The sequence below is a fragment of the Allomuricauda sp. MMSF_3307 genome (assembly GCF_030733585.1).
Taxonomy (GTDB): Bacteria; Bacteroidota; Bacteroidia; order Flavobacteriales; family Flavobacteriaceae; genus Flagellimonas.
Map to the genome: position 1 here is coordinate 321,278 of NZ_JASHIQ010000001.1, position 25,197 is coordinate 346,474.

16 protein-coding genes are annotated in these 25,197 nt (G+C 43.3%); 7 read left to right on the forward strand and 9 right to left on the reverse strand.

Annotation, left to right across the window (positions count from 1 at the left end):
• The first annotated feature begins 57 nt into the window (after window positions 1-57).
• Both RBB12_RS01385 and RBB12_RS01390 read left to right on the forward strand, forming a co-directional pair.
• A complete protein-coding gene (locus RBB12_RS01385; protein ID WP_306012491.1) occupies window positions 58-2,427 on the forward strand; it encodes a glycogen debranching protein in 2,370 nt (789 codons plus the stop codon).
• A 4-nt stretch (window positions 2,428-2,431) separates the two neighbouring features.
• Window positions 2,432-2,917, forward strand: a complete 486-nt coding sequence (locus RBB12_RS01390) for a regulatory protein RecX (protein ID WP_306012492.1) — start codon at window positions 2,432-2,434, stop codon at window positions 2,915-2,917.
• 2 nt (window positions 2,918-2,919) lie between these two features.
• On the opposite strand, the gene RBB12_RS01395 is transcribed toward RBB12_RS01390, so the two are convergent.
• Both RBB12_RS01395 and RBB12_RS01400 read right to left on the reverse strand, forming a co-directional pair.
• Window positions 2,920-3,789, reverse strand: coding sequence for a cupin-like domain-containing protein (locus RBB12_RS01395; protein WP_306012493.1), 870 nt, complete (start codon window positions 3,787-3,789; stop codon window positions 2,920-2,922).
• Between the two features lie 108 nt (window positions 3,790-3,897).
• Window positions 3,898-5,727 carry a TonB-dependent receptor plug domain-containing protein gene (locus RBB12_RS01400; RefSeq protein WP_306012494.1) on the reverse strand — a complete coding sequence of 610 codons (1,830 nt, stop codon included), beginning with the start codon at window positions 5,725-5,727 and terminating at the stop codon, window positions 3,898-3,900.
• A 96-nt stretch (window positions 5,728-5,823) separates the two neighbouring features.
• Here RBB12_RS01400 and RBB12_RS01405 point away from each other — a divergent pair, with 96 nt between their 5' ends.
• Both RBB12_RS01405 and RBB12_RS01410 read left to right on the forward strand, forming a co-directional pair.
• Window positions 5,824-7,320, forward strand: a complete 1,497-nt coding sequence (locus RBB12_RS01405) for a PLP-dependent aminotransferase family protein (protein WP_306012495.1) — start codon at window positions 5,824-5,826, stop codon at window positions 7,318-7,320.
• 252 nt (window positions 7,321-7,572) lie between these two features.
• Window positions 7,573-9,048, forward strand: a complete 1,476-nt coding sequence (locus tag RBB12_RS01410; protein ID WP_306012496.1) for an ArnT family glycosyltransferase — start codon at window positions 7,573-7,575, stop codon at window positions 9,046-9,048.
• A gap of 74 nt (window positions 9,049-9,122) precedes the next feature.
• On the opposite strand, the gene RBB12_RS01415 is transcribed toward RBB12_RS01410, so the two are convergent.
• A complete protein-coding gene (locus RBB12_RS01415; protein ID WP_179383022.1) occupies window positions 9,123-9,509 on the reverse strand; it encodes a DUF2007 domain-containing protein in 387 nt (128 codons plus the stop codon).
• A gap of 203 nt (window positions 9,510-9,712) precedes the next feature.
• Between RBB12_RS01415 and RBB12_RS01420 the strand changes: the two genes are divergently transcribed.
• The 3 genes from RBB12_RS01420 to RBB12_RS01430 all read left to right on the forward strand — a co-directional run bounded on the left by RBB12_RS01420 (window position 9,713) and on the right by RBB12_RS01430 (window position 15,421).
• Entirely contained in the window at window positions 9,713-11,509 is a 1,797-nt protein-coding gene (locus RBB12_RS01420; protein ID WP_306012497.1) for a M61 family metallopeptidase, read from the forward strand.
• Window positions 11,510-12,043 (forward strand): GNAT family N-acetyltransferase, encoded by a 534-nt coding sequence (locus RBB12_RS01425; RefSeq protein WP_306012498.1) that lies wholly within the window; start codon window positions 11,510-11,512, stop codon window positions 12,041-12,043.
• Between the two features lie 180 nt (window positions 12,044-12,223).
• Window positions 12,224-15,421 (forward strand): AsmA family protein, encoded by a 3,198-nt coding sequence (locus RBB12_RS01430; RefSeq protein ID WP_306012499.1) that lies wholly within the window; start codon window positions 12,224-12,226, stop codon window positions 15,419-15,421.
• 98 nt (window positions 15,422-15,519) lie between these two features.
• Here RBB12_RS01430 and RBB12_RS01435 read toward each other — a convergent pair whose 3' ends face one another.
• From RBB12_RS01435 to RBB12_RS01460, 6 genes are all read right to left on the reverse strand, one after another.
• The gene (locus tag RBB12_RS01435; protein ID WP_306012500.1) at window positions 15,520-15,798 is read right to left on the reverse strand and encodes a F0F1 ATP synthase subunit epsilon; all 279 of its coding nucleotides are present in this window, start codon (window positions 15,796-15,798) and stop codon (window positions 15,520-15,522) included.
• Window positions 15,799-15,877: 79 nt separating this feature from the next.
• A complete protein-coding gene (atpD, locus tag RBB12_RS01440; protein ID WP_179383026.1) occupies window positions 15,878-17,386 on the reverse strand; it encodes a F0F1 ATP synthase subunit beta in 1,509 nt (502 codons plus the stop codon).
• Window positions 17,387-17,548: 162 nt separating this feature from the next.
• Window positions 17,549-20,311: a TonB-dependent receptor domain-containing protein gene (locus RBB12_RS01445; RefSeq protein ID WP_306012501.1), complete on the reverse strand. Its 2,763-nt coding sequence runs from the start codon at window positions 20,309-20,311 to the stop codon at window positions 17,549-17,551.
• Between the two features lie 206 nt (window positions 20,312-20,517).
• The gene (gene glmS / locus RBB12_RS01450; RefSeq protein ID WP_179383028.1) at window positions 20,518-22,365 is read right to left on the reverse strand and encodes a glutamine--fructose-6-phosphate transaminase (isomerizing); all 1,848 of its coding nucleotides are present in this window, start codon (window positions 22,363-22,365) and stop codon (window positions 20,518-20,520) included.
• A 123-nt stretch (window positions 22,366-22,488) separates the two neighbouring features.
• The gene (locus RBB12_RS01455) at window positions 22,489-24,291 is read right to left on the reverse strand and encodes a DUF4270 domain-containing protein (protein ID WP_306012502.1); all 1,803 of its coding nucleotides are present in this window, start codon (window positions 24,289-24,291) and stop codon (window positions 22,489-22,491) included.
• Window positions 24,292-24,296: 5 nt separating this feature from the next.
• Complete coding sequence (locus tag RBB12_RS01460; protein WP_306012503.1) at window positions 24,297-25,106, reverse strand: glycogen/starch synthase; 810 nt, start codon at window positions 25,104-25,106, stop codon at window positions 24,297-24,299.
• Between the last annotated feature and the right edge of the window lie 91 nt (window positions 25,107-25,197).

The following is a 25,197-nucleotide window of genomic DNA, read 5'->3' on the forward strand; positions in this document are numbered from 1 at the left end:
TTTTTGTTTTTACCAGTTACTGGCAAAATCCTATTTTTGATACTCAACATCCCTACCATGAAAAAAACACTCTTCGTATTGATAGGCCTATTTGTTTTGGCGTGTGCTCCCCAAACCCAACAGCCACTGACCGATATTTTACAAGACTCCCCGAACATATCAGGTAAAGAAGATTATTTGGAATCCCCTTTTGTTGCCGCGGGAGACAGGGTGTACATGGTGGGCCACCAAGACGGTAGTTTCCCTCCTTTGGGCTGGCATATCAAGGGAGAGATGGGAGGTATTTGGAACCATCCCATAAAACTGATGGACGGTTTTGAGGCACAATTGATCACTGAGCAAGGAGTGCTTCCTCTTGAAAATGCATCAACCTTTACCAACTATCCCTACGCCAATAAACATACCTATACTTTTGAAAATGAAGGACTGCTTATTGAACGAGTTCAATTTGTACCCGATGGAAAACAGGGCATATTCGTTCAGTATATCCTCAAAAATAATGGAGAAGACAACTTTGAGGGGGAGTTCAACTTGGTAGGGCACTCCAACTTGAGGCCTACCTGGTTGGGTGAACGTTCCAACATGATCGATTCCAAAGATTCGGGCTCTTTTGAAGAATCGCATTGGGTGGTAAAAGACAGTATCAACCCTTGGTACACTGTGTTTGGATCTGATCAAAGCCCCCTTACTTCTGAAAACCTTTCCGATTCCCTTAAACCCAATGGAGCATCCCACTCACTTACCTATGCGGTGACTATTCCTGCCAAATCGCAAACGACCCTAAATTTTTCCATTGCTGGATCTTATCATTCGAAAGAAGAGGCCATTAGTACTTACCTTGATATTTTGACCAACCATCACGACATGGCAGCGGAGAAAAAACTTCGCTATGAACAATTGGCCCAACAGTCCAAACTGACCATTCCCGACAAACAATTGCAAGAGACCTTTGAATGGCTGAAGTACAACTGCGATTGGCTGGTGCGCACCGTTCCCGAGATAGGCACGGGCATTGGTGCCGGGATTGCAGACTACCCTTGGTGGTTTGGGGTGGACAGTGAATATGCCCTAAAAGGTTACATGGCCGTAGGCCAAGATGATATTGTGGAACAGACCATCCAACTTTTGGATAGCGTTTCCATGGCGGTAAACGGCAATGGTCGGATTTTACATGAGATGTCTACCAATGGCGTCGTCTTCAATGAAGGCAACATCAACGAAACCCCTCAGTTTGCCTCCTTGATATGGGAGATTTACAAATGGAACGGCGATAGAACTTTTCTGGCGAATTACTTTCCAACCATACAAAAAGGACTAAAATGGCTTTTGGAAGCCAATGATGCAGACAACAACTTGTTTCCGGACGGCTTTGGCATGATGGAAATTCATGGTCTGGACAGCGAAATGATCGATGTAGCCTCGTATACCCAACGTACTTTTTCCGATGCCGCCCTTATGGCCTTGGAACTTGACCAAGCTGAACTAGCCAAGGAATATCAAGAAGTGGCGGATGAATTAAAGGAAAAAATCAACACCGAATTCTGGTCGGAAACCTTTGGGTCCTATGCTGATTTTATAGGGACAGATGCACAGGCACTTCGATTGATAGAGGATGCCTTGGTCCGAGCGGACACCTTGAACAAACCATGGGCCGTAGAGGAGCTTAAGGCAACTAGGCAAGAAATTTTGAAAAACCCATCCAACAAGGCAAGGCCATTTGTGCTGTATCACAATTGGGTGGTGAATACACCCATGGAGATGGGAATTGCAGACAGTACCAAGGCGATTACAGCTTTGGACAACGCCAAAAAATTTACGAATCCCTTTGGTGTGTTCGTAACGGGAATCGACCGTGATGAGACCGCTGGGGAGGACGAAGGCTCGTTCCAAGGCAGCAAGGTGTTTTCGTATACGGGAGCCGTAATGACCTTGCCCACCGGCGTACAAGCCGTAGCTGAGAACAATTATGGCAGACCGGACCAAGCCTTGGACTATTTAAAGCGGATGTCACGTTCCTTTAGCTATGCGCTTCCCGGCAGTATTTACGAGGTTTCACCAGATTATGGGATGATGACCCAGGCATGGAACATCTATGCCTTTGCGGTTCCCATTGTGAACCAATTTTTTGGTATCAAGCCCATGGCGCACCAAAAAACAATCATTATAGAGCCGCAAATGCCGAGTGGGTGGGACAACGCCTCTCTCGAAAATGTCAAGATTGGGAACAACCTTATTTCGGTTTGGCATAGCACATCGGAAAATGGGCATCAAATCAAAATCACACAAACACAGCCCGATTGGAAAATTGAAGTTGTTTTACCAGATAATGGCTACACCGTGCAGGAAGGCAACCCTCAAACTGAAACCAAAAACGGTAAAACCGTATTTACGTTTACCGAATCCTCTGTGGCAATCATAAAAAACTAATAAGATGGCCACGTACGAATCCCCCAAAAAATATTATTCGGTTCAGGAAGCTACGGCTAAAATGGAGCATTATTGCGCCTACCAAGAACGTTGTCACAAAGAGGTTATGGACAAATTGAAGTCCATGAACATGATTCCTGAGGCCATCGACCAAATTGTGGGACATCTTATCCAAGAAAATTACCTGAACGAGGAACGCTTTGCCAAAGCTTTTGCCCGAGGTAAATTCCAAATCAAAAAATGGGGTACGAACAGGATTGTTCGGGAACTTAAGTTCAGGGACATTTCTGCATACAACATCAAAAGTGCCCTAGCAGAAATCCAGAACGAAGATTACCTAAAAACGTTTGATGAATTGGCAAAAAAAAGGTTGGGTCAAATCAAGGAGACCAATCCGTTCAAAAAAAAGAAAAAATTGGCCAATTATCTACTCTATCGGGGTTGGGAAAGTCACTTGGTCTACGAAAAAGCGAACGAACTCGTGAAATAGATTCAGTTCTGCAGCAGTAGTTTTTGGGTCCGCTCCACAGCCTTTTCATTCTTCCAATCAATCCATTCCTGCCCTTTGATTTTGCGCATCAAATTATCAAAATGACGCATCACGAAGATGTTATAGATTGCCCTGCCCAGATTTTTGGGTTTTCTGGCGATGGCCCTGAGGCTCATCGAAAATCCAGGAGTCACGTATTTCATATAATGCCAGTACCCTTCAGGGATGTACAACACATTTCCGTGTTCCAAACGGGTTACATGTCCCTTGGCATGTTGTAACGCTGGCCATTGTTCCAAATCGGGATTGGCAAAGTCGATATCCTCCCTCGTGATCAAGGAGTGGGGCACCTTGTACAAAAACTTGGTTTCTTCCTGAGAAAAAAGGATGCACTCTTTCTTCCCTTCAAAATGAAAGTGAAAAATATTGGCCAAGTCAATGTCGTAGTGCATGAAGGTGTAGGAATCCTCACCTCCAAAAAAGAGCATGGGCAGTCCTTTCATCAGGCGAAGTCCAAAATCGGGATAGGAAAAATCCTTTTGCAATTCGGGGACTTCCTTTAAAATATTCCAGAGAAATATCCGGTATTTGGTAGGGCCAGTTTTTAGAAGATCCACATAATCCGCCATTTTCATTTTGGCATGTGGTTCGTTAAAGCCTTCGTCGTGCTTCACAGGGCGGTCATCGTACAAAGGAACTTCCTTGTGACCCGCAATTTCTTTCATGTAGTCCAAACTCCATTTGGAATACGCTGGCCAATCCTCAATAAACCGTTCGATGACCACCGGTTTTTGGGGCTTGAAATATTTTTGGAGAAACGCTTCCTTGGAAAGGGTCTTCTCCCGAGGTATCTGTTCAAGATTCAGCTTCAAAATTTCAAGGAATTAGCAAAAGCTAAATTACGAAAACGTTTTGAAATGGTTACGAAAACCCATCCTTTTGAGACTGGCCTGACTTATACTGGGATACTTCGATTAGTGCTATTTAAAACTATAGCGCAAACCAAATAATACATTACTTGGCGGCATTGGAACAAATCCTGCTTCTATGTAATCCGCATCGAAAATATTGCTTGCGGTAATGGTAAACTCTGCCTGCTTTACTTTGATTCCCAACGAAGCGTCCCAAACATTATAGGTTTGCCCTGTAGTACGTTCTGCATACTTATAGATGATATTCTGGCGCACATTTTTAAACAATTGGGTACTCAAGCGAGTGGTATATTGATGCTTTAGCGTATTTAAAGAGTAACGAGATAGTTCCTCATTTTGATCTAAAATATTGTCATCTAAAAATGCATAGCCCACACTTAAGGTTTGCGTAAAATTCTTGAACAAAAAATTATAGGCAGCGTCCAATTCCAAACCTTTGGTATTTACCTCTGTTATATTGGTTGCCACAAATACATCCTCAGAAACATCGTTTCTGATATAATCTATAAGATTATCCGCGTCTCTATTGAAAACAGCGATACTGGCATTAACTTTAGGCGTAGTATACTTTAGACCAAATTCCTGTGCAAACGCTTCTTCGGGTTCCAAATTTTCGTTACCACTGGAAACAGGGTCATTGTAAAACAAATCGGTATAAGTGGGTATGCGATAGGTATAACCAATATTCCCATATATCTTAAAATTATTGGTAAGGCTATACCCTATATCCAAACCAGGAAAGGCACGGAATTTAAAATCGGAAAAGTAAGTTAGCGCCACACCCGGAGTAATATCCAACTTGTTATCCGCTATACTAAAGCGATGCTCCAAAAACACATTCGACATGAAACGATTTCGATTGCCAAGGTTATTACTTCTTAAATAGATTTTAGAAAATTCCACCCCAAAACCAGTAATTCCCAATTCAGAGGCATAGGAAGCATTGGTTTCCACACCAATCTTATTGGAAATATGCATGTTTCTGAAAAAACTGGGGTCATTTCGTCTCAAGAGAAACAAGTCTTGGTTACGTTTCCAATAGAGTCTTGGCTGTATTTTTAGGTTATTTTTCTTGAAGGTAGTAGATACCGCCAAAAGACTGTTTTGGGTTTCCTCGTACTCGTTAAATGTAGGATTGGTGGTGTAAAAGTTCTCAGCCCCAAAATTACGCTCCAAAAAAGAAGCTGTCAATATAATGGGCTGGGCATTTTTATTAAAAGTGCTTTTTAAAAAGTAATTGGCATTATCGTAATCCGAGTTATTTCTATATCCTTCGGAGGTTACCCTTCCCACATGTATGATATGCGAAGAGTTTTCCTTATCCACCCCCGCAGTTACGCTACCATTTAATTGGCCAAAAGAACCCGCTTCCACATTTAAGGAAACCGAATTGTTCAAACTCTTCTTTGTTATGATATTGATGGCGCCCGTAAAGGCGTTTTGTCCAAAAACCCGAGCTGCTGGACCTTTTATAATTTCTATCCGTTCGATAACCTCTAAGGGCAAAGCTGCGTTCATGGTGTGGTGACCCGTTTGCGGATCGTCCATTTTAACGCCATCTATAAGCAATAAGGTTTGGTCAAAACCACCACCCCGTATGTACAAATCAGCTTGGCTACCCCCTGTACCGCGCCTTCTAATATCTACACCTGCAACTTGTTGCAATAAATCCGCTACATTAACCGCTGCACTGTTTTTAATTTGAGCGGAGGTTACAATGTTTATGGTTCTAGAATTTTCCTTGAATGGAAGGTTGATTCGGTTGGCAATCACTACAACTTCGCTCAACGAATCTATCTTGACAGTATCGTCTTCCTGGGCTTGTACTTGAAAAGCACCAACTAGGAGCATCGTAGAAAGTAAAATTAACTTCTTCATTATTTTGAGCTTGTAACGTATGTTTTTAAGTCGTTTCCATTAGAACTGCAAAAGTCCTAACTTTCCGGACGATTAAACTAGTCCACTTTTAAAATAATGAATAGTCCGGTTTTGGATTTGTTGACCCAGCTTGTATCCATAGATAAGTCTATTGTGCAGCCTGTGTATGTGCAAGTGGCACAGCAAATCATGAACGCCATTCAGAGAGGGTATTTGGAAAAAGGCAGCAAATTGCCGGGTACCCGGATTTTAAGTGAGTTATTGAACGTTCACCGCAATACTGCTGTGGCCATCTATGATGAATTGGCCTCGCAAGGATGGGTAAACATTATTCCCAACAAAGGAACTTTTGTGGTGGTGCCAGAAGGTTCCGAGGTAAAGATCAAGGCTAATACACAGCACATCAATCAGGCATACCAGTATCCCAAAAGTCCGGGATTTCCATTCCAACAATCCTTTAATCTAGCATCCACCAAAGAGGAGACCACTGCCAAATATTCTATAAATGATGGTAAGCCCGATTTAAGATTACATCCTGTGCACCAATTTTCCAGATGGTATAGCGCTGCAATGAAACGAAAACCATTGATCAACAAATGGAATAGAACAAGCGCCTTGGTTCCTTCAGTTTTTAGCACTCAACTTTGCAATTACTTAAATGCCACCCGGGGCTTTCATATCAAACCAAACAATTTATTGAATACCCGGAGTACCGAAATGAGTCTGTATATAGTTTCGCGGGTACTGATACATCCGGGCGATTTGGTACTGGTAGGACAACTGAGCAATTACGTGGCCAACATGATATTTCAACAAGCAGGGGCAAAAATAAAAACAGTACCTGTAGATGATGAGGGAATGGATGTGGGCTATATCAAAAAGCATTGTGTACATGGGAAAATTCGCTGTATTTATGTTTGCTCCAATCGGGACTACCCTACCACTGTCACCTTAAGCACCAAAAGAAGACTACAATTATTGGAATTGGCGAAAATCCATGGTTTTGCTATAATTGAGGACGATTTTGACCATGATTTTCAGTTTGAGGGTTCTCCCATGTTGCCCATGGCCAGTGCAGATGCCAATGGGAATATGATTTATTTGGGCAAACTGGGACAATCATTATTTCCAAGTTTTCATACTGGGTTTGTCGTGGCACCCGAACAGGTCATTATAGAGGCCCATAATTACTTGCAATTATTGGACACCCAAGGCGACCTCATACAGGAACAAATGCTATCCGAACTGATATCCGAAGGTGAAATATATCGGCTCACGAAGAAAAATATAGTAACCTACAAACAACGTAGAGATGCGTTATGCGCGTTTTTAAAAGAACATTTTGACGATATACTTGATTGGCAAATACCCTCTGGAGGACTTGCCCTATGGCTACGATTTAAAAATCCCCTATCTCTGGTACAACTAGCCGAAGAGGCTGAAAAATTGGATTTATTCCTGCCAAAAACAATCCTCTATCAAGATAAAAATACCTGCGCCATACGTTTTGGTTATGGCCATTTAAACGAGGAAGAGCTTAAAATCGCAATGGAAAAGTTAAAACAAGCGTACCTTCAGTTGATCGCTGTGTAAAATAAAGGGAGTGACTAAAAAAGACCTTCTTGTGAGTTCGAGCGCAGTCGAGAACTTAAAGTGTTTTGACAATCAATGGGTTTCGACTGCGCTCAACCTGACAAAGTCATGATAATCCCGTTTTATAGAAGGCTTGCAAAAGGATGTCCTATATAAAGCTCATTTTTCTGCTGCTTCGGAATCTCCCTAAACATTCAAATTTATATATATTGCAAAGAGGATAATGAATGACCTAAAAAGCTGAATACCGCCGTGCTTAAAAAATTACGTTCCTTAAGGTATCAAGACCTGGACTGGAAAACAATCGCCTTTCTTTTGGTCATAGTCTCAATTTTCATCCGTTTCCCATTCTTTTTTAGGGATTACGTGGACCGGGACGAGAGCACATTCATTTTGATGGGACAATCTTGGGTGAACGGGTATTTGCCATACACCCAGTTGTGGGACCTGAAACCACCGATTACATTTCTCTATTTTGCCATCATCATCAAAATTTTCGGGAAAAGCTTCTTTGCCATTCGTTTTTTTGGTTCGTTGTTGGTTGCGCTTACCGCTTTATTCACCTACGGTATTGCATCAAAAATCACCTCAAAAAAGATAGCCTTTTGGGTGGCGGTATTCTGTGTTTTTTTTCAAAGTCTGTTCGGCAGTTTGCAAGGAGTGATGTCGGAGCACATTTGTACTTTCTTTTTTGTGGCAGCGCTCTTCATTCTGTTCACCAAAGAGGATAGTAAATGGTTTTTTACGGCCGGACTCCTGTTGGGGCTTTCGGTAATGAGCAAGCTCAACATGGCCTATCCCGTTTTAAGTTTGGGCGTTTTTTACCTCTGGGAGGGATTTCATACCAAACGGCTTTGGGTCAATTTGAAATATCTGGTGTTTATGGGAGTCGGCTTTTTGTTTACGGTTCTTTGTACATTGCTCCCCTATTACCTTCAAGGGATTTCAGAGGTTTGGTGGAAATCCATTTTTGAAGCGCCTTTGGCCTATTCAGAGGGGAAATTTCATTCACCATGGAAAACCTTGCCTTACGTTGGAACCATTGCGCTCTTGTTGGGTGGTATTTACTATTTTAAGTGGGTGGATTGGAAATCAAAAGGAATACAACTGTTAACCATTGTAGTTGTTGGGATATTGTTTTCGTATGTTCAAGCAGGCAAGGTGAATGGGCATTATCTCATCCAACTGTATCCATTTATTTTGATTCCCTTGGGCATGGCCGTGAGCAAACTACCTGCGATTCCAAAAAAGTTTAGCCCGATTGTTATCGTACTCCTTGTTTTGATTCCGATGGAATCCTATTTGGAATATGGAAACATTATTTCCAACAAGTTGAAAAAGGGCTCCTTTTACAATGGAGAGGGCATAGACGTGCCAAGGTATATTTTGGACCATAAGCTGGAAACCGAAAATATTTTCTTTACGGAGTACCATATTGGATACTGGCAGTTGGATGAATTGCCTCCGACCTCAGCCGCAACCCACCCTAGTAATATTGCCCGCGAAGAATTGTTTCCCTACATGAACAATCCCAGTAAATCGGGTCTCGAGGAACTACAATACATTATGGAAGTCATTCAGCCCAAAATCGTAATAGCTAGAAAGGGCAAACGCATTTTTTACGAAAAATTAGTCCAGTACAACACCTATATCGACGCCTACTTGGCCCAACATTACGAGTTAAGGGCTACCGTAGACCGTGGGCTTATTTACCAGCGATTAGAATGATTATAAAGCTCCCTCAACAACAGTAGAAATCACGGTTTTAACTGCCGCTGTTGAAATTCCAATCCCCAATACGTTCAACTTGCTGGGCGTGTAATAAAGTTACAGTTCATACATTGATACTTCCTGGGCTCAAAAAACGGGAACAATTTATAGAAGACATTGCTACGGGAGTAATAAATTTCGGATTTGGTCGCCTTACAATTGGGGCATACCACGGGATTGCCAAATTCGTCCGTGGCGTAGTTGCGCACTTCGTCAAAAATTTCCTTGGCCCGTTCCCTATCGGTGGAATAGACTTGGAGCTTGACCCCACCAAGGGCCGCACTGATCAATGGGTCGGAATTAATGGTGGCCTCGTCCCTTAAAAAAACCGGGATGCCTTCCGCTTCCAGTTTTCCCTTAATGACCACGGCATCGGCAGGAAACTCAAACGTACCCAATGTGTGAAATTCTGTTTTCATGCTTCCGTATATTTTTGACTTATTGCAGTCCCTTTGTTATTTCTTCCTTCGTACTAAAACGTACAAACAACATGGCAATCGCTCATTTTCTTGTTAAAATAGTCGATTTTTTCAAATTGCTACCAAAAAGTTTCTCCTTCCCACAAATCTAGCACTTACGCAGATTAAACCGTATCTTGGTTGCTCTTAAACCTTTGCCAAAAATGAGATTTACCCTTACTTTTTTCGCTCTATGTGTTGGGCTATTCATAAATGCCCAGACCAATACCTATCACATTTCCTTTGAAAATGCCGTACACCACGAGGCCGTCATTCAAGCCACTTTTCCCAACTTGACCGAAGACACTGTGGAGTTTCGGATGAGCAGGACCTCCCCAGGTCGCTATGCGCTCCATGAATTTGCCAAGAATGTGTATGATTTCAAAGCCACCGACAGCAAAGGGAAAGCTTTAAAAATTACCCGTCCCAATCCCTATGCGTGGGAGGTCAGCGGGCACGATGGCACCGTCAACATAAGCTATATTTTGTTTGCCAATCGGGGCGATGGCACCTATTCCCAAGTAGATGAAACCCATGCGCACTTGAACATCCCTGCGACCTTTATGTTTGCTCCCAAACTGAGCGAACGCAACATCGAAGTAACCTTCGACCTCCGCGAGGATTTGGATTGGAAAGTGGCCACCCAGTTGCCTTTGGTATCTGGCACCACCTATTCCGCCCCCAACCTCCACTATTTTATGGACAGTCCTACGGAAATCAGCAATTATATGCTTCGCTCTTTTGAAGTAGATGGAAAGACCATCAACCTAGCATTGCACCATAACGGTACCGAAGCGGAGGCGGACGAATATTTTGAAAAAGTGAAAAAGGTCGTTCTGGCCGAGAAAGAGGTGTATGGCGAACTGCCCGATTTTGATTATGGAAGCTACACCTTTTTGGCCTGCTACATTCCCAATGCTTCGGGCGATGGCATGGAGCATCGAAACTCTACTATTTTGACGAGCATCCGTAGCTTGGCCAACGGAGGCATGGAACGTAACATTGGGACGGTTTCGCACGAGTTTTTTCACGCATGGAACGTGGAGCGTATCCGCCCAAAGACCTTGGAGCCCTTCAATTTTGAGGAAGCCAACATGAGCGGTGCACTTTGGTTTGCCGAAGGATTTACCAGCTATTACACCGGTCTTATCCTGTGCAGAGCAGGACTTTCCTCACCTAAAGATTATGTAGAAGGATTGGCCGGAACCTTTAATTATGTTTGGAACTCCCCGGCGCGACAATTTTTTAATCCCATAGAGATGAGTTTTCAGGCCCCTTTTGTGGATGCTGCTACTTCGGTGGACCCGGTCAACCGGGAAAATATGTTCATTTCGTACTACTCCTACGGCAGTGTTTTGGGCTTGGCCCTGGACCTTTCCCTTCGCGAAAAAGGATTGAACCTGGATGATTACATGAAATTGGTTTGGAAGCAATACGGCAAAACCGAAGTTCCCTATACCATCCAAAATCTTCATGATGCTTTGAATACATACGCAGGAAAAGCCTTTGGCGATGATTTCTTCAGCAAATACATTTACAAAAGTGACATGCCCAATTACAAGGATTTGATGGCCTCCGTGGGTGTGGTTTTGGAACAGCCTGAAGCCTCGGCCTATTTTGGGGCCTATGTTTCGATGAGCCCCGACAAATCTGGCTATATGATACTCAGAAATACAAAAATAGGAAGTCCGGCATACCAGGCTGGCTTGGATAACGGCGATGTCATCCTTAGCATCAACAACGAACCCTTTGCCGAGGATGAATCGTTTGATGACTACTTGAAACGATTTGGAATGGGCGAACCGTTGCAGGTAAAATTCACCCGTTTTGGAGAAGAAAAGACCACCAAAATAGTCTTGACCCCTAGTCCAGATTATGTCTTTAGTTTGATGGAGGACAAGGATGAAAAACCATCCAAACAAGTGCTGGAACACCGAAAAGCTTGGCTCAAAGTGGAGTAAATGATCATTTACAAGCAAGCAGAAACGGTGAGGGAGCTGGAACAGATTCTAGACCTTCAGCAACGTAACTTACCCAAAAATATCAGTCAAGAAGAAAGGGAGAAAGAAGGATTTGTGACGGTGGAGCATAATCTAGATCTCCTTAGAGCCATGAACGCTATGTGTGGACACATTATCGCGGTGGATGAACAGGTTGTTGTAGGCTACGCACTTTGCATGCACCCCAATTTTGCAGATGCCATTGAAGTACTCCGGCCTATGTTCCATGAAATCGAAAAAGCTCTTGGACCTAAGGACAATTACATGGTGATGGGTCAAATTTGTGTGGCCAAGAGTCATCGGAGACAAGGCGTTTTTAGAAAGTTGTACCAAACCATGAAGGAAAAATTGCCGAAAGGCTTTGACAAGATCATTACGGAAGTGGATGGCAAAAACAGGAGGTCTCTTGAAGCACATAAAGCGGTTGGATTTGAGCCTCTAACTATTTATCAAACTGGTGAACGTGAATGGCGTATCTTACTCTTGGAACGCTGACCTACAGAAACCATTCAAAAAGCCAGCTTGGCCTGCAATAATTCCTCTTGATGATGAGTTATACTAGTGGTTTCAAACTGGGTTTGAAACGATTAAAATTCCTCAACCTTTATTTTACGGAACGCTTGAATATCAAACATACCCATTAAAAATGGGTTCTAGATTAACAGTATAGCGGATATGAAATTCATATTTTTAAAAAAGCGAAAGTTTTGGTTGCGGTTGATCATTATCTCCATCCTATTGCCCACAATGTTCTTTGGGGCTTTGTTGCTCTATATCCATAAGGCGCAAAAAGACATCATACAAGACCAGATATCCGCGCTCAATGCACAGCACGAGGGTCGTATTGCTTTGGCTGATTCCAAGTTGTCCTTGTTTGGCAACTTTCCGTACATCTCCATGAAGTTGTACCATCTTCAGATTTACGAGAACAAAACCGAGTCCGCTCCATTGATTGCAGAGGTGGATAATCTCTATGTCGGCTTAAATCTTTGGGATATCGTACAAGGAAACTACGACATTCAGTCGCTACGGGTTAAAGAGGGAGTTTTCCATCTGGTGATGCATAGCGATGGCACCAACAATCTTCAAAACGCGCTCCAAAGTGCCAGCGAAACCGAAGAAGCCGAACCTTTCCACATACACTTGAAAAAAATCAAACTGGAAAAACTCGATATCCACAAGTTGGACGAAGCTACAAACATGGATATTGAAACCTTTATCCATAAGGCCGATGGCGGATTCCAGTGGGGTGATGGCCTCATCAATGCACATATGGAGACCGAGTTTCTGTTAAACATCTTCGACAACGGAAACCAGACCTATATCCATCATAAAGATTTTAAGCTCAATACCGATATCAATTTCAATGAGGAAACAGGCGTTCTTCAGATAAAGCCGTCCAGTATTACCATGGAGCATGGTGACTTTGAATTGGATGGTTCGCTGGAAACCAAAAACAACATGAACATTGACCTTAAGGTCAAGGGAACCAAACCCAATTTTGATGTGTTCATCGCCTTTGCTCCGGATGACCTTATCCCAGTTTTGGAACGGTACAAAAACCAAGGGAACATTTACTTTAACGGCGTGGTACAAGGGTCGCTCAAGGATGGAAAGATGCCTTTTATTGAGGCTGAATTTGGTGCCAGCGAAGCCTTTCTCGAAAACACCAAGGAGCGAAAGCGCATCAACCAAATGGGGTTTAATGGGTATTTCACCAACGGGGAAGATCGTAGTTTAAAAACCATGAAATTTTCCTTGGCCAATATGAACGCAAAATTGGAATCGGGAAATTTTTCGGGCTCCATTATGGTCGAAAACTTTGAGCAACCTGAGGTGGATATGCAATTGGACATAGATTTCAATTTGGCATTCATGACCAAGTTTTTAAATATGACCGAGATTGAAAATGTGGCGGGGGATGTTTCCTTAAAAATGAACTTCCACGACATTATCGATCTCGATAATCCAGAAAATGCACTCAGCGACCTCAATCAGGCCTATTTTAGCGAACTTAGGATCACCAACCTAAGTATGGTTTCATCGGAAATGCCAGCTCCCCTCAACCGACTCGATGTGCATCTTATAATGAAGGGCAAACAGGCGACTTTGGACACCTTCAATATATCCATGGGCAATTCCGATCTTTCCATGACCGGTTATATTTCTGACTTGCCATCCATCGTACACCATACGGAGACACCTGTAAAAGTGCATCTGGATCTTCAATCGAAAATGCTCGACCTTGCCGAATTGACGGGATACTCTGCGACAGCAAACAAGGGCATCAATGAACAGATTACCAACTTAAGTGCTGGCTTTTCCCTTGTCGCATCCGCTAAAAACTTTACGGAAAACGAGCATTTGCCCAAAGGTGAGTTCTTCGTGGACAGTCTGTATGCGGAACTCAAACACTACCCCCATCGATTGCATGATTTTCATGCGGACGTCCTCATCGATGACAAAGATCTGAAAATAGTGGATTTTACCGGAGAGATAGATGATTCCGATTTTCACTTGAACGGATTGGTCCACGACTACCGGTTTTGGATGAAGGATACGCTCAACGGGGATGTAGACCTCGATATCACCTTGGCCTCGGACCTATTACGACTAGAAGATTTATTCTCATACAAGGGTGAAAATTATGTCCCTGAGGAATATCGGCATGAAGAATTTGAAAACCTGACCATGCACATCAATTCCAGTATGCATTACAAGGATTCGGCATTGCATTCCATTGACTTGGATGTGGATAGATTGGATACCAAAATGCATCTGCATCCAATGCGATTTCAGGATTTCAATGGCAGGATACACTATGAAGACGAGCATCTGGTCATCAAAAATCTACATGGCCAAATTGGAAGAACGGTTTTTGACGTAAGCCTCAACTATTATTTAGGGCAGGACCAGAGCATTAAAAAACGTGATAATAGTTTAACGCTGAATGCCAACTATATCGATTATGACCAGCTTTTCAGTTTCAATACCGCAGCCCCGACACCAAAAAACAACTTGGAAATCGATTCCAGCACCGTATTGAAACATGCAACGGCATTCAATATTTATGAATTGCCATTTACCGATATGCAATTTGATGTCCGCGTAGGGCACTTTATCCGCAATCGTATCGATTTTAAGAATATCAACGCCAGTTTGCGCACCACACAAGACCATTATGTGTATGTGGATACCCTGAGCATGGAGGCTGCTGGTGGACAGTTTAATCTGTCGGGGTACTTTAACGGTAGCGACCCAAAGCAAATTTACCTGAGTCCCAACCTAACACTTAAGGATGTGGATTTGGACCAATTGTTGTTCAAGTTTGAAAACTTTGGACAGGACCATCTGGTATCAGAAAATTTGCATGGGAAGGTTTCATCACAGATTAAGGGGAAAATCAGGGTTTACCCCGATTTGGTTCCCGATCTGGACGAATCGGAAATACATATGGATGTCCAAGTGCTCAATGGGAGGTTGGTGAATTACAAACCCATGCTTATGCTGTCCGACTATATGGGGGATAAAAACCTGAGAAATGTCCGGTTCGATACGCTTCAGAATCGTTTGGACATCACCAAAGGTAAGATGACCATCCCCGACATGACCATTGAATCTACCCTCGGACATATGGAGCTTTCCGGTATCCAAGATATGGAGCAAAATATCGAATATTACGTAAGAATCCCATGGAAAACCGTGAAAAGGGCAGCAGTATATAAGTTGTTCGGCAATAAAAAGGACAAGGATTCCATTCCCACAGACGACAAAATTATTGAAGTGGACCCTACCAAGAAAATTCGCTATCTCAACTTAAAGATCCACGGGAATATCGACGATTATAAAGTTTCTTTGGGGAAGGATAAATAGCAATTTTCATTCTATCTGTCATTTTACCAATACTTGGATACCAAAAACAAAAAAGCCGCTCCAATGGAGCGGCTTTTCTATGAATGAATTCATTTATTCTAATCGGCTAGGACGATGACTTTATTGTCCTTCATCTCTACGGTTCCACTGCTGATAGCCAGAACAGTCTCTCCATTGCTTCCTTTGGAAAATTTATTGGCAAAAGCTTCATCAATGGTGATGTTACCTTTTACCTTAACGTTTCCAGCTTGCAATAGGGATACAACTGGAGCGTGATTCTCCAACATCTGGAACTCACCGTTTACTCCCGGAACGGTAACTGAAGTTACTTCTCCTGAGAATAAAGTGGCTTCGGGTGATACTATTTCTAAATACATATTTTCTTTTGTCATTCCCGTGCAAACGGGAATCTATTGTAATTAATGCCGCTTCGACTTCGCTCAGCACTCACTTCGGCTATGCCTCGGCAAGCATTTTCTCTCCAGCTTCGATGGCTTCCTCGATGGTTCCTTTAAGGTTGAAGGCAGATTCTGGAAGGTGATCTAGTTCACCGTCCATAATCATGTTAAACCCTTTAATGGTCTCCTTAATATCAACCAATACCCCAGGAATACCTGTAAACTGCTCTGCTACGTGGAAAGGCTGAGACAAGAAACGTTGTACACGTCTAGCTCTACCTACGGCCAATTTATCTTCTTCAGAAAGTTCTTCCATACCCAAGATGGCAATAATATCCTGAAGCTCTTTATATCGTTGCAACAACTCTTTTACACGCTGTGCGCAATCGTAATGTTCTTTACCCAAAATCTCAGGGGTCAAAATCCTAGAAGTTGAATCCAAAGGATCCACAGCGGGATAAATACCCAACTCGGCAATTTTACGGGATAGTACGGTTGTTGCATCCAAGTGAGCAAACGTGGTCGCTGGCGCAGGATCCGTCAAGTCATCCGCAGGAACGTAAACCGCCTGTACAGATGTAATGGAACCTCTTTTGGTGGATGTAATCCTTTCCTGCATGGCACCCATCTCTGTTGCCAATGTGGGTTGGTAACCTACCGCAGATGGCATACGACCTAAAAGTGCGGATACCTCAGAACCTGCTTGGGTGAAACGGAAAATGTTATCTACGAAGAAAAGAACGTCTTTTCCTTGTCCTTCGCCTGATCCATCACGGAAGTACTCTGCAATGGTCAATCCAGACAATGCCACACGGGCACGTGCTCCTGGTGGCTCGTTCATCTGACCGAACACGAAGGTCGCCTTGGATTGTTTCATGGCAGCTTTATCTACTTTGGACAAGTCCCATCCTCCTTCTTCCATGGAGTGCAAGAAATCGTCACCGTATTTGATAATACCGGACTCCAACATCTCACGAAGCAAGTCATTTCCTTCACGGGTTCGTTCCCCAACACCGGCGAACACGGACAAACCACCGTGACCTTTTGCAATGTTGTTGATCAACTCCTGAATCAATACCGTTTTACCTACCCCGGCACCACCGAACAATCCAATTTTACCACCTTTTGCGTAAGGCTCGATAAGGTCGATTACTTTGATACCCGTAAAAAGTACTTCGGTTGAAGTGGAAAGATCTTCAAATTTTGGAGCTTCCCTGTGAATGGGTAGTCCGTTGTCTCCAGTTTTAGGCAGTTCCTCCAAACCATCGATTGCATCACCGATTACGTTGAATAGACGTCCGTACACCTCTTCGCCAATCGGCATTTGAATTGGGTTTCCGGTAGCTACGACCTCAACACCCCTACTCAATCCGTCGGTTGAGTCCATGGAAATGGTTCTTACGGTATTCTCACCAATGTGTGATTGTACTTCCAAAACCAATCTTGAGCCATCAGCTTTTGCAATTTCAAGGGAGTCATAAATTCTTGGGATCTCTACCCCTGATTCAAACTCAACATCAATGACCGGGCCTATAATTTGGGCAACCTTACCTGTTACTTTAGACATTAGTATGTTTATTTTTAATTGAATACGCGGAAAATATCCGCTGATTTTTCGGCTGCAAAGATATGCTTTTACATTTTTATTCAGAAACCGATTTCAGCTTTTTTTTAAATAAAAACGGCGTTGGAAAACCCAACGCCGTTTTTCAATCTTTTCAACTGTAGTTTAAGGGTTTATGGTCCATGACAAATAGTAAATGGAACCGATAAAACCGGTACCTACGGCCGTAAAATATTCGTCTCCCAAAATATTGGACCCGCCCAGCTTAAAGATAGACTTGATGCTAGGTACAGCATAGTTGATCTGTGCATCCAATACAGTGAATGCTGGGACAGTACCATCTGCAAAAGAGGCTTCCCAGAAATAGGTATCACTCCAACGATAATTCACGTTAAACCCGAAATTCTTGAATAGGGCCGTGTTTCCGAAAGATGCTTTGACCTTATGTCTTGGCGTGTTGAAGTTAGTTCTCAAGTCTGGGAACCGTCCTTCATCAATGTCCAATTCGGCAAAGGTGTAGTTGACGCCCAAATCAAAATTGCCAAGTTTGGTATCTACACCAACGGTTGCTCCGTAGGAATTAACGTCCGCTTCGGAGTTGGTATAAGTTTGGTAAACCTGAAAATCCCCGTTCTGTAAAGCCAAGAGAGATAGACCTCCATCCCCTGCTTCACCATAAAAGGGTACCGCTGTGGTGGTATTGGCCAAGAAATTACTGTAGCTGTTGTAATAACCGCTCATATCAATGGTAAACTTACCTACTTGGGCTCTATATCCTAACTCGTAGGCTGTAATTTCCTCTGGTTGAACCAAAGGTGTATTTACCGCTTCAGGTGCACCAGCTTGCAAGGAACTGGTGGAGTAAGCGTTTTCATATGCTTCACGTCCCACGATTTCCACGGTAGACTGTCCAATTAAAGCCTGTCCGCTTTCACTAACGTCGAAAGTACGAACATCCCTATCCAAGTTATCCGGCGCAGAACCTACCAAAATGGCACGACCGGCATTCAACCCAATGAATAAATCCTGTGTGGTAGGGTTCCGGAAACCTTGCTGTACGGAAACCCTAATATTATGGTTGCGCTCCTCTCCCAAGGTATAGGCCAACGATACTCTCGGTGACAGAAATCCATCAAAAAACTCGTTTTTATCGTAACGGGCAGAACCTGTAAACTTCAGACGGTCGTCCAAAAATTTCTTTTGCACCTGAAGATAAGCACCGTACTCGTTATAAGAAATTGGTCCATCTATATCGGTAAAAATGGTACCATTGGAATTCAACACATACTCTCTAAATGATCCGCCAATTTGAACATCGGCCCAATCATCAATGAGATGTGCCAGATTGTAATTTCCGTTCACGTGACGGAATTTGGTCCTATCGATAAATTTAGCTCCGGTAGTCAAGTCGCCATCATTGATCACTCTATTGAATGTACTCTCAAAAGCTGGTGTTCCCGGAATCAATCTACCTTGGTCGGCAGCTTGTCGTCCTGCAATATGTGCTTGGGCAGATGCCTCATCTGGGCTAAGGCCCGCTCCCTGAATTCCACCTAGGTAAGTTGGGATGTAAGCTCTGGCATAATCGGTAAACCATTGGGTATCCGACTTCCAGGCCCTATTTACGTTAATCGCCGCAAAACGGGTATCGTAAGCATCTCCAGAATTTTCGGAAACGATATAACCCCTAATAAAGAAGTTATCATTTTTGATTTCCAATTTATGTTGCTGCATGGTAAATCCGGCCACTGCGTAACGGTTGGCACCTTGATAGATAGTGGTACCACGACCAATTCTACTATTCAAGATGATTTCCAAATCATTGGCAAACGGACGGTAGTGCACCGCGAAATCCGTCTTCACACTTTCCGCATTATAGTTCGCCAAATCGGCTTCATCATATCCTGTTCTGGAAATTAGGGCCGACCCAACGGTTCCGGAAGGAAATCCTGCAGCAGCGTCAAAATTCAGAACTGTGGATACCTCATCACCATATACGTTCAATCCATCATACGCTGGATTGGAACGATCGGCGCCTGGGTTGTTCAAGTCCACACGACTGTTGGCGTGCCAATCTTCACCGGTCAATACAGAAAGGTTGGCCTTTACTGCCAATTTATCGCTAAAAGCATGGGCAGCTCGAATACCAAAATCCTTGTAAAAATTGCTTCCTGCGGCGTCTTGGGTAGTTACCCCGCCCTTGGCGTAAGCACTGATTCCTTGAAAGTCAAAAGGACTTTTACTGGTCATGAACAAGATACCGTTAAAGGCACCTGCACCGTACAATGCGGAAGAAGCTCCCGGAAGGATTTCCACACTTTGTACATCCAATTCGGACATCCCCACCAGGTTACCCAAAACGAAGTTCAGACCTGGAGCGGTGTTATCCATTCCATCGACCAATTGCAAAAATCGGTTGTTTGCAAAGGTGGCAAAACCTCTGGTGTTTATGGACTGAAAGGTTAAACTGTTGGTGTTGATATCAACCCCTTTTAAGTTTTGAAGTCCACCATAAAACGATTCGGCGGTAGTATTCTTGATTTCCTTGAGTCCGAATCTTTCTACGGATACGGGTGATTCAAAAATACGTTCGGGCGTCCTCGAAGCGGATATCACAATTTCATCCAGCATGGTGTTTGCTTCGGAAAGTGTGATATTGAGTGTTTGGTTGTTTGAAGTGACATTCGCTGTGAAATCCGAGAAACCAATACTGGAAAATTGAAGTTTAAATGGGGGCACTTCACTTGTATTAAAGGTAAAATTCCCATCAAAGTCCGTAGTGGTTCCTTCCGCTTTTCCAACCAAGACCACGTTGGCCCCAGGAATGGGGGCATTGTTTTCATCAACTACCGTTCCCCTTACAGTGGTTTGGCCATAGGTGGTTGCCAAACCCAGTAGCATTAGGGAAACAAACATAAGTCTTTTCATTTGCTATGGATTAGAGTTAATTTAGTTTTTGTGCATGTTAAGTATCAAACGGGAAGATACATTTTTTTTTATTTCAATAATACAAATTTGAAAAAAATTATGCATGCATAATACTTTATCGGCAAAAATTCTTCCGCAAATCTAAGCAATCAACAAAAAAGGCGCTTTTAAAGCGCCTTTTGGTTTTGTTTTAAGTTGATATTGGATTATTCCACTGTCACGGACTTCGCCAAATTCCTTGGCTGGTCCACATTGCAGCCTCGCATTACGGCGATGTGGTAGGACAATAGTTGCAACGGTATGGTCGTCAACAATGGTGATAAACTTTCTGAGGTATCCGGTACTTCTATCACATGGTCGGCAAGTTGCTTTACCGTTTCGTCCCCTTCGGTAACGATGGCAATGATGCGTCCCTTTCGGGATTTTATTTCTTGGATGTTGCTCACCACCTTTTCATAATGTCCTTTTCGGGTGGCAATCACCACAACGGGCATCTGTTCGTCGATCAAAGCGATGGGACCATGTTTCATTTCGGCGGCCGGGTATCCCTCGGCATGGATGTAACTGATTTCCTTCAACTTTAAGGCACCTTCCAATGCCACTGGAAAATTATAGCCTCTTCCCAAGTACAAACAGTTCGTGGAATCTTTGTATGTCTCGGATATTTCTTCCACCAATGGGTTGGACAACAGCGCTTTTTCCACTTTGGTTGGCACCGCTTCCAGTTCTGCTAGATACTCATGAAACTTGCTTTGCGAAAGTGTTCCTTTTTCTTGCGCCAATTTGAGGGCAATCAAGGTAAGCACTGTAATTTGTGTGGTAAATGCCTTGGTGGATGCCACCCCGATTTCCGGACCCGCATGTGTATAGGCACCGGCATGGGTTTCCCTAGCAATGGAAGAACCCACCACGTTACATACCCCAAACACAAAGGCCCCTTTTTCTTTGGCCAATTTAATGGCCGCCAAGGTATCGGCGGTTTCACCGGATTGGGAGATGGCAATCAAAACATCTTTTTCCGTAATTACCGGATTTCGGTACCTGAACTCCGAAGCGTATTCCACCTCTACGGGTATCCTCGCCAAATCCTCAAAAATATACTCGGCCACCAGACCCGCATGCCATGAAGTTCCACAGGCCACAATTATAATTCTGTTGGCGTTTAAAAACTTTTCAAGATTTTGGTCGATTCCCGACATTTTAACGATTCCCTTATCGGCCAACAAACGGCCTCGATAGGTATCCAAAATCGCTTTGGGCTGCTCGTAGATTTCCTTCAGCATGAAATGGTCATACCCCCCTTTTTCTATTTCTTCCAGATTTAGCTGTAGTTCTAGAATATTGGGATACGCAATGGCATCGTCCTTGATTTTGCGCAGCTTGATTTCCTTTCCTATCCGAACAATCGCCATTTCCTCATCTTCCAGATAAACGGCGTTATTGGTAAACTCTATGAAAGGGGATGCATCGGAAGCGATAAAGTACTCGTTCTCACCAATTCCAATGGCAAGTGGACTACCTAGTTTGGCCACTACTATTTCATCGGGCTTGTTCTTGTCAAAAACAGCGATGGCGTAAGCACCTACCACTTGGTTCAGTGCAATCTGCACCGCCTTTCCGAGTTTTACCCCTTCCTTTTTCTTGACTTCCTCGATGAGATTGACCAGTACTTCGGTATCAGTATCCGACTCAAAAGTATAGCCTCTTTTTGTTAAGGCCTGTTTGATGGACTCATAGTTTTCGATGATGCCATTGTGGATGATTACCAAGTCTCCTGAATTGGAATAATGCGGATGGGAGTTCACATCATTGGGAACACCGTGCGTGGCCCATCGCGTGTGGCCCAATCCCAATTTTCCCTCGGTAGGAATGGTCGATTCGGCCTTATTTTTTAAATCTTCTACTTTGCCCTTGGTTTTGGCCAAGTGAATGGTATTGCCATCAAAAAGAGAGATGCCTGCACTGTCGTATCCTCTGTACTCCAGTCTTTGCAGACCTTTTATGATTATCGGGTAGGCTTCCCTATGACCGATGTACCCTACTATTCCACACATAAGATTGTTTTTTGTTGTTAACCATTTGGGGGTTGGTCATCAAAATTAATAGGTATACGTTAAAATTATTGGTTCTGGTTCGTTAAAACGACAAAAGTCCAAAAACCACGATAAAGCTAACCTCTAATTTGCTTCTGTGTAAAAGATTTCCAATTTCAACTTCATGTCCTCCTCACTTGGAGCTAGATTGCTTCCGTAAAGGACCGTACCCAATGGGCTCATGGATGCGGCGATGGGATAATCCACCCCTTGCATATCGCTGCCCACAGCTTCTTGAAGTCCAACTAAGTTGATGTTGGGCGTAGCGGTCAGCCCCAATCTGGCATTGGCGGAATCCCGTACAATGATGTTGTTAATGTGCTCCGTAATACGCACGGTATATTTTACGCCCCTATCGTTTTCCTTTTCCAACAAACCTCCATGGTTAAGAAAGTATCGCAATGGATTAGGACCTGTATTGATCGCCGGATCTTCGTTAAGTGCATCGAAAAGCGGACGATTGGTTTCTGCATTGAACAAATAAATTCGTGGTGGCTCCACTACGGTAGGACCCACAGTTTCACGGTCCACATAAAACACCAAATTGGCCTCGTTGATGACCCAATTGTTCTGTTTGATTTCATTGATGATGGCAGACCCTCCATTCTCCAATTCATCAAAGAGACGTATCTCTGCCAAGGTGGCACCGCCCTTAACATATATCCTTGACGCATTTTCGTCGCTGTCGAGGGCACCCGCTACGTCGGGAGGCAACATTTCGTCCTCAAAAACATTTACCGCATTTCCGTTGATTCCTCCAGCTTGTGTCCCGGACAAAAGATTGATAACGTAATCTCTTTCCGATGTGACCGTTTGCTCTGTCTCTGGATCAAAATCATCGTAGGTATAACTAATGGTGATATTGGCCTGGGTTAGGTCCAAAAGGAACATGAGTTCTTCCATATCGGTACCCGTTAAGTGGATGCCTCGCAAAAAGTTCCTGAAATTGGACTGCGTCAATAACTCTGGTTGACCTTCCTTGTCCAAAATATTCTGCTGAAAGAAATCTGGATTCAGCGGCACTCGGATTCCAGGGTTCAACCTATTGGTTATTTCTTGGGATTCATCGATATCCGGAGTGTCAGGGTCGTCCTCATTGTCCCTAAATAGCAGTTCTTCGTCACTGATGGTAACCTCACCATTAAATAATTCTTCACCAATAAAACTAGAAAAATCTTGGTTGGAGTAGTACTCTTGAGCTTCTTGAAAGTTAGAATTGGGATCTAAGTCCCTCAAAAAATAGTTGGATTTGGACACCACTAAATTAAAGGACTGTTCCCGATTTCCATAAATACTGTCCAAATCAAACCTTTGTGGATATGTATTGGCTACAAACCCTTCGCCTGTTCCATCCTCATCTGGATCAAATGGATTGGAACCAATGGCTCTTTCTTGGTTGTCGGTTACGCCATCACCATCCAAATCCGAGTTGGGATCGGTGGCCGCATCGCCGGGCTCAAATACATCGGGCACCCCATCGCCATCCCTATCACCAGAGGGGGATCGCTGGAAAGGAATATACAAATAAACTTCGCTTACGGTTTCGTTTTCCTGATCGTTGTCCGGGCCATCCTCACTAGCTTGGGAAATATCTCCAAAACTAGGCGAGGGAGTAGGCAGGGTAAGTTGTGAAATGATACTGGCATTTCGCTTGCCATAAATGGGGTCGTTAAAAGTTCCCAATTGGTACAGCGGCAATTTATTGGTCTGTACAGCGGTGATCCCCTTGTTGAAGGCAAACACATCGTACTCCACTTTACCAGTACTAAAGGGCTCTCCACCAATAACACCTTCTCCTATGGTATCCAACTCCTCTTCACAAGAGACAAGTAGTAAAAACAAAGTTCCAACCAGTGCTGAAACTTTGAAAATATGGGAAAATCTCATTCAATCTATTTTAAAACCTCTGTGTTATAGAAATTTGTGTACGCCTCCTCTGCTTCTTGAAGCGAAACATAGGGAAGTACCGGAACGGAAAGATTATCGATATGACTTTTTAGGTCGTCGGACAAATCCTCCGCGGCTAAAATAACGGCATCGGAATGATCTACGGCAACCTTTAACAAATTATTATACTCAGGCTTGGACAGGACGGCAATATCCTCTTTGGCTATGCCATCAAAGGCGATTTTATCGATCATTTGGCTGTCCAGTTCACCTTCAAAATCCTTTCCATAAACAGATGTCACTATCCTACTTTCGGAGAACAGGGGCTCATCTGCATAATACTTTCTCAAATAAAGTGGCACCATGGATGCCATCCAACCGTGTACATGGATAATATCCGGTGACCAATTCAGTTTTTTCACGGTTTCCACCACTCCTTTGGCAAAGAAAATGGCTCTCTCATCATTATCCGGGAACAGTTTTCCGCTAGAATCCGCAAATGTTGCTTTTCTTTTAAAGTATTCGTCGTTGTCTATAAAGTAAACTTGGATTCGTTCTTTGGGTATGGAGGCTACCTTGATGATTAAGGGCATATCCATGTCGTTGATGACCAAATTCATCCCCGATAAACGGATGACCTCGTGTAATTGATGCCTTCTTTCGTTAATGTTTCCATACCTTGGCATAAATATGCGTATTTGCCCACCGTTGCTGTTCACCATTCTTGGCGCTTCGTACGACATTAAGGAAACAGGATTCTCTGGGAGGTAGGGAACTAATTCAGAAGATACAAACAATACCTTTTTACCATTCATAAACACTTTCTTTTGTTTATCCGAAAAACATAGCTGCAAAAGTACAAAAATTATGCTGATTCATAGTATTTATAGTATTTTTGCACCCTTT

Bases quoted from the DNA above. Each gene is read 5' to 3' on its own strand.
- RBB12_RS01385 (WP_306012491.1), top strand. From the start codon at position 58: ATGAAAAAAACACTCTTCGTATTGATAGGCCTATTTGTTTTGGCGTGT.
- RBB12_RS01390 (WP_306012492.1), top strand. From the start codon at position 2,432: ATGGCCACGTACGAATCCCCCAAAAAATATTATTCGGTTCAGGAAGCT.
- RBB12_RS01400 (WP_306012494.1), bottom strand. From the start codon at position 5,727: ATGAAGAAGTTAATTTTACTTTCTACGATGCTCCTAGTTGGTGCTTTT.
- RBB12_RS01405 (WP_306012495.1), top strand. From the start codon at position 5,824: ATGAATAGTCCGGTTTTGGATTTGTTGACCCAGCTTGTATCCATAGAT.
- RBB12_RS01415 (WP_179383022.1), bottom strand. From the start codon at position 9,509: ATGAAAACAGAATTTCACACATTGGGTACGTTTGAGTTTCCTGCCGAT.
- RBB12_RS01420 (WP_306012497.1), top strand. From the start codon at position 9,713: ATGAGATTTACCCTTACTTTTTTCGCTCTATGTGTTGGGCTATTCATA.
- RBB12_RS01425 (WP_306012498.1), top strand. From the start codon at position 11,510: ATGATCATTTACAAGCAAGCAGAAACGGTGAGGGAGCTGGAACAGATT.
- RBB12_RS01430 (WP_306012499.1), top strand. From the start codon at position 12,224: ATGAAATTCATATTTTTAAAAAAGCGAAAGTTTTGGTTGCGGTTGATC.
- RBB12_RS01435 (WP_306012500.1), bottom strand. From the start codon at position 15,798: ATGTATTTAGAAATAGTATCACCCGAAGCCACTTTATTCTCAGGAGAA.
- atpD (WP_179383026.1), bottom strand. From the start codon at position 17,386: ATGTCTAAAGTAACAGGTAAGGTTGCCCAAATTATAGGCCCGGTCATT.
- RBB12_RS01445 (WP_306012501.1), bottom strand. From the start codon at position 20,311: ATGAAAAGACTTATGTTTGTTTCCCTAATGCTACTGGGTTTGGCAACC.
- glmS (WP_179383028.1), bottom strand. From the start codon at position 22,365: ATGTGTGGAATAGTAGGGTACATCGGTCATAGGGAAGCCTACCCGATA.
- RBB12_RS01455 (WP_306012502.1), bottom strand. From the start codon at position 24,291: ATGAGATTTTCCCATATTTTCAAAGTTTCAGCACTGGTTGGAACTTTG.
- RBB12_RS01460 (WP_306012503.1), bottom strand. From the start codon at position 25,106: ATGAATGGTAAAAAGGTATTGTTTGTATCTTCTGAATTAGTTCCCTAC.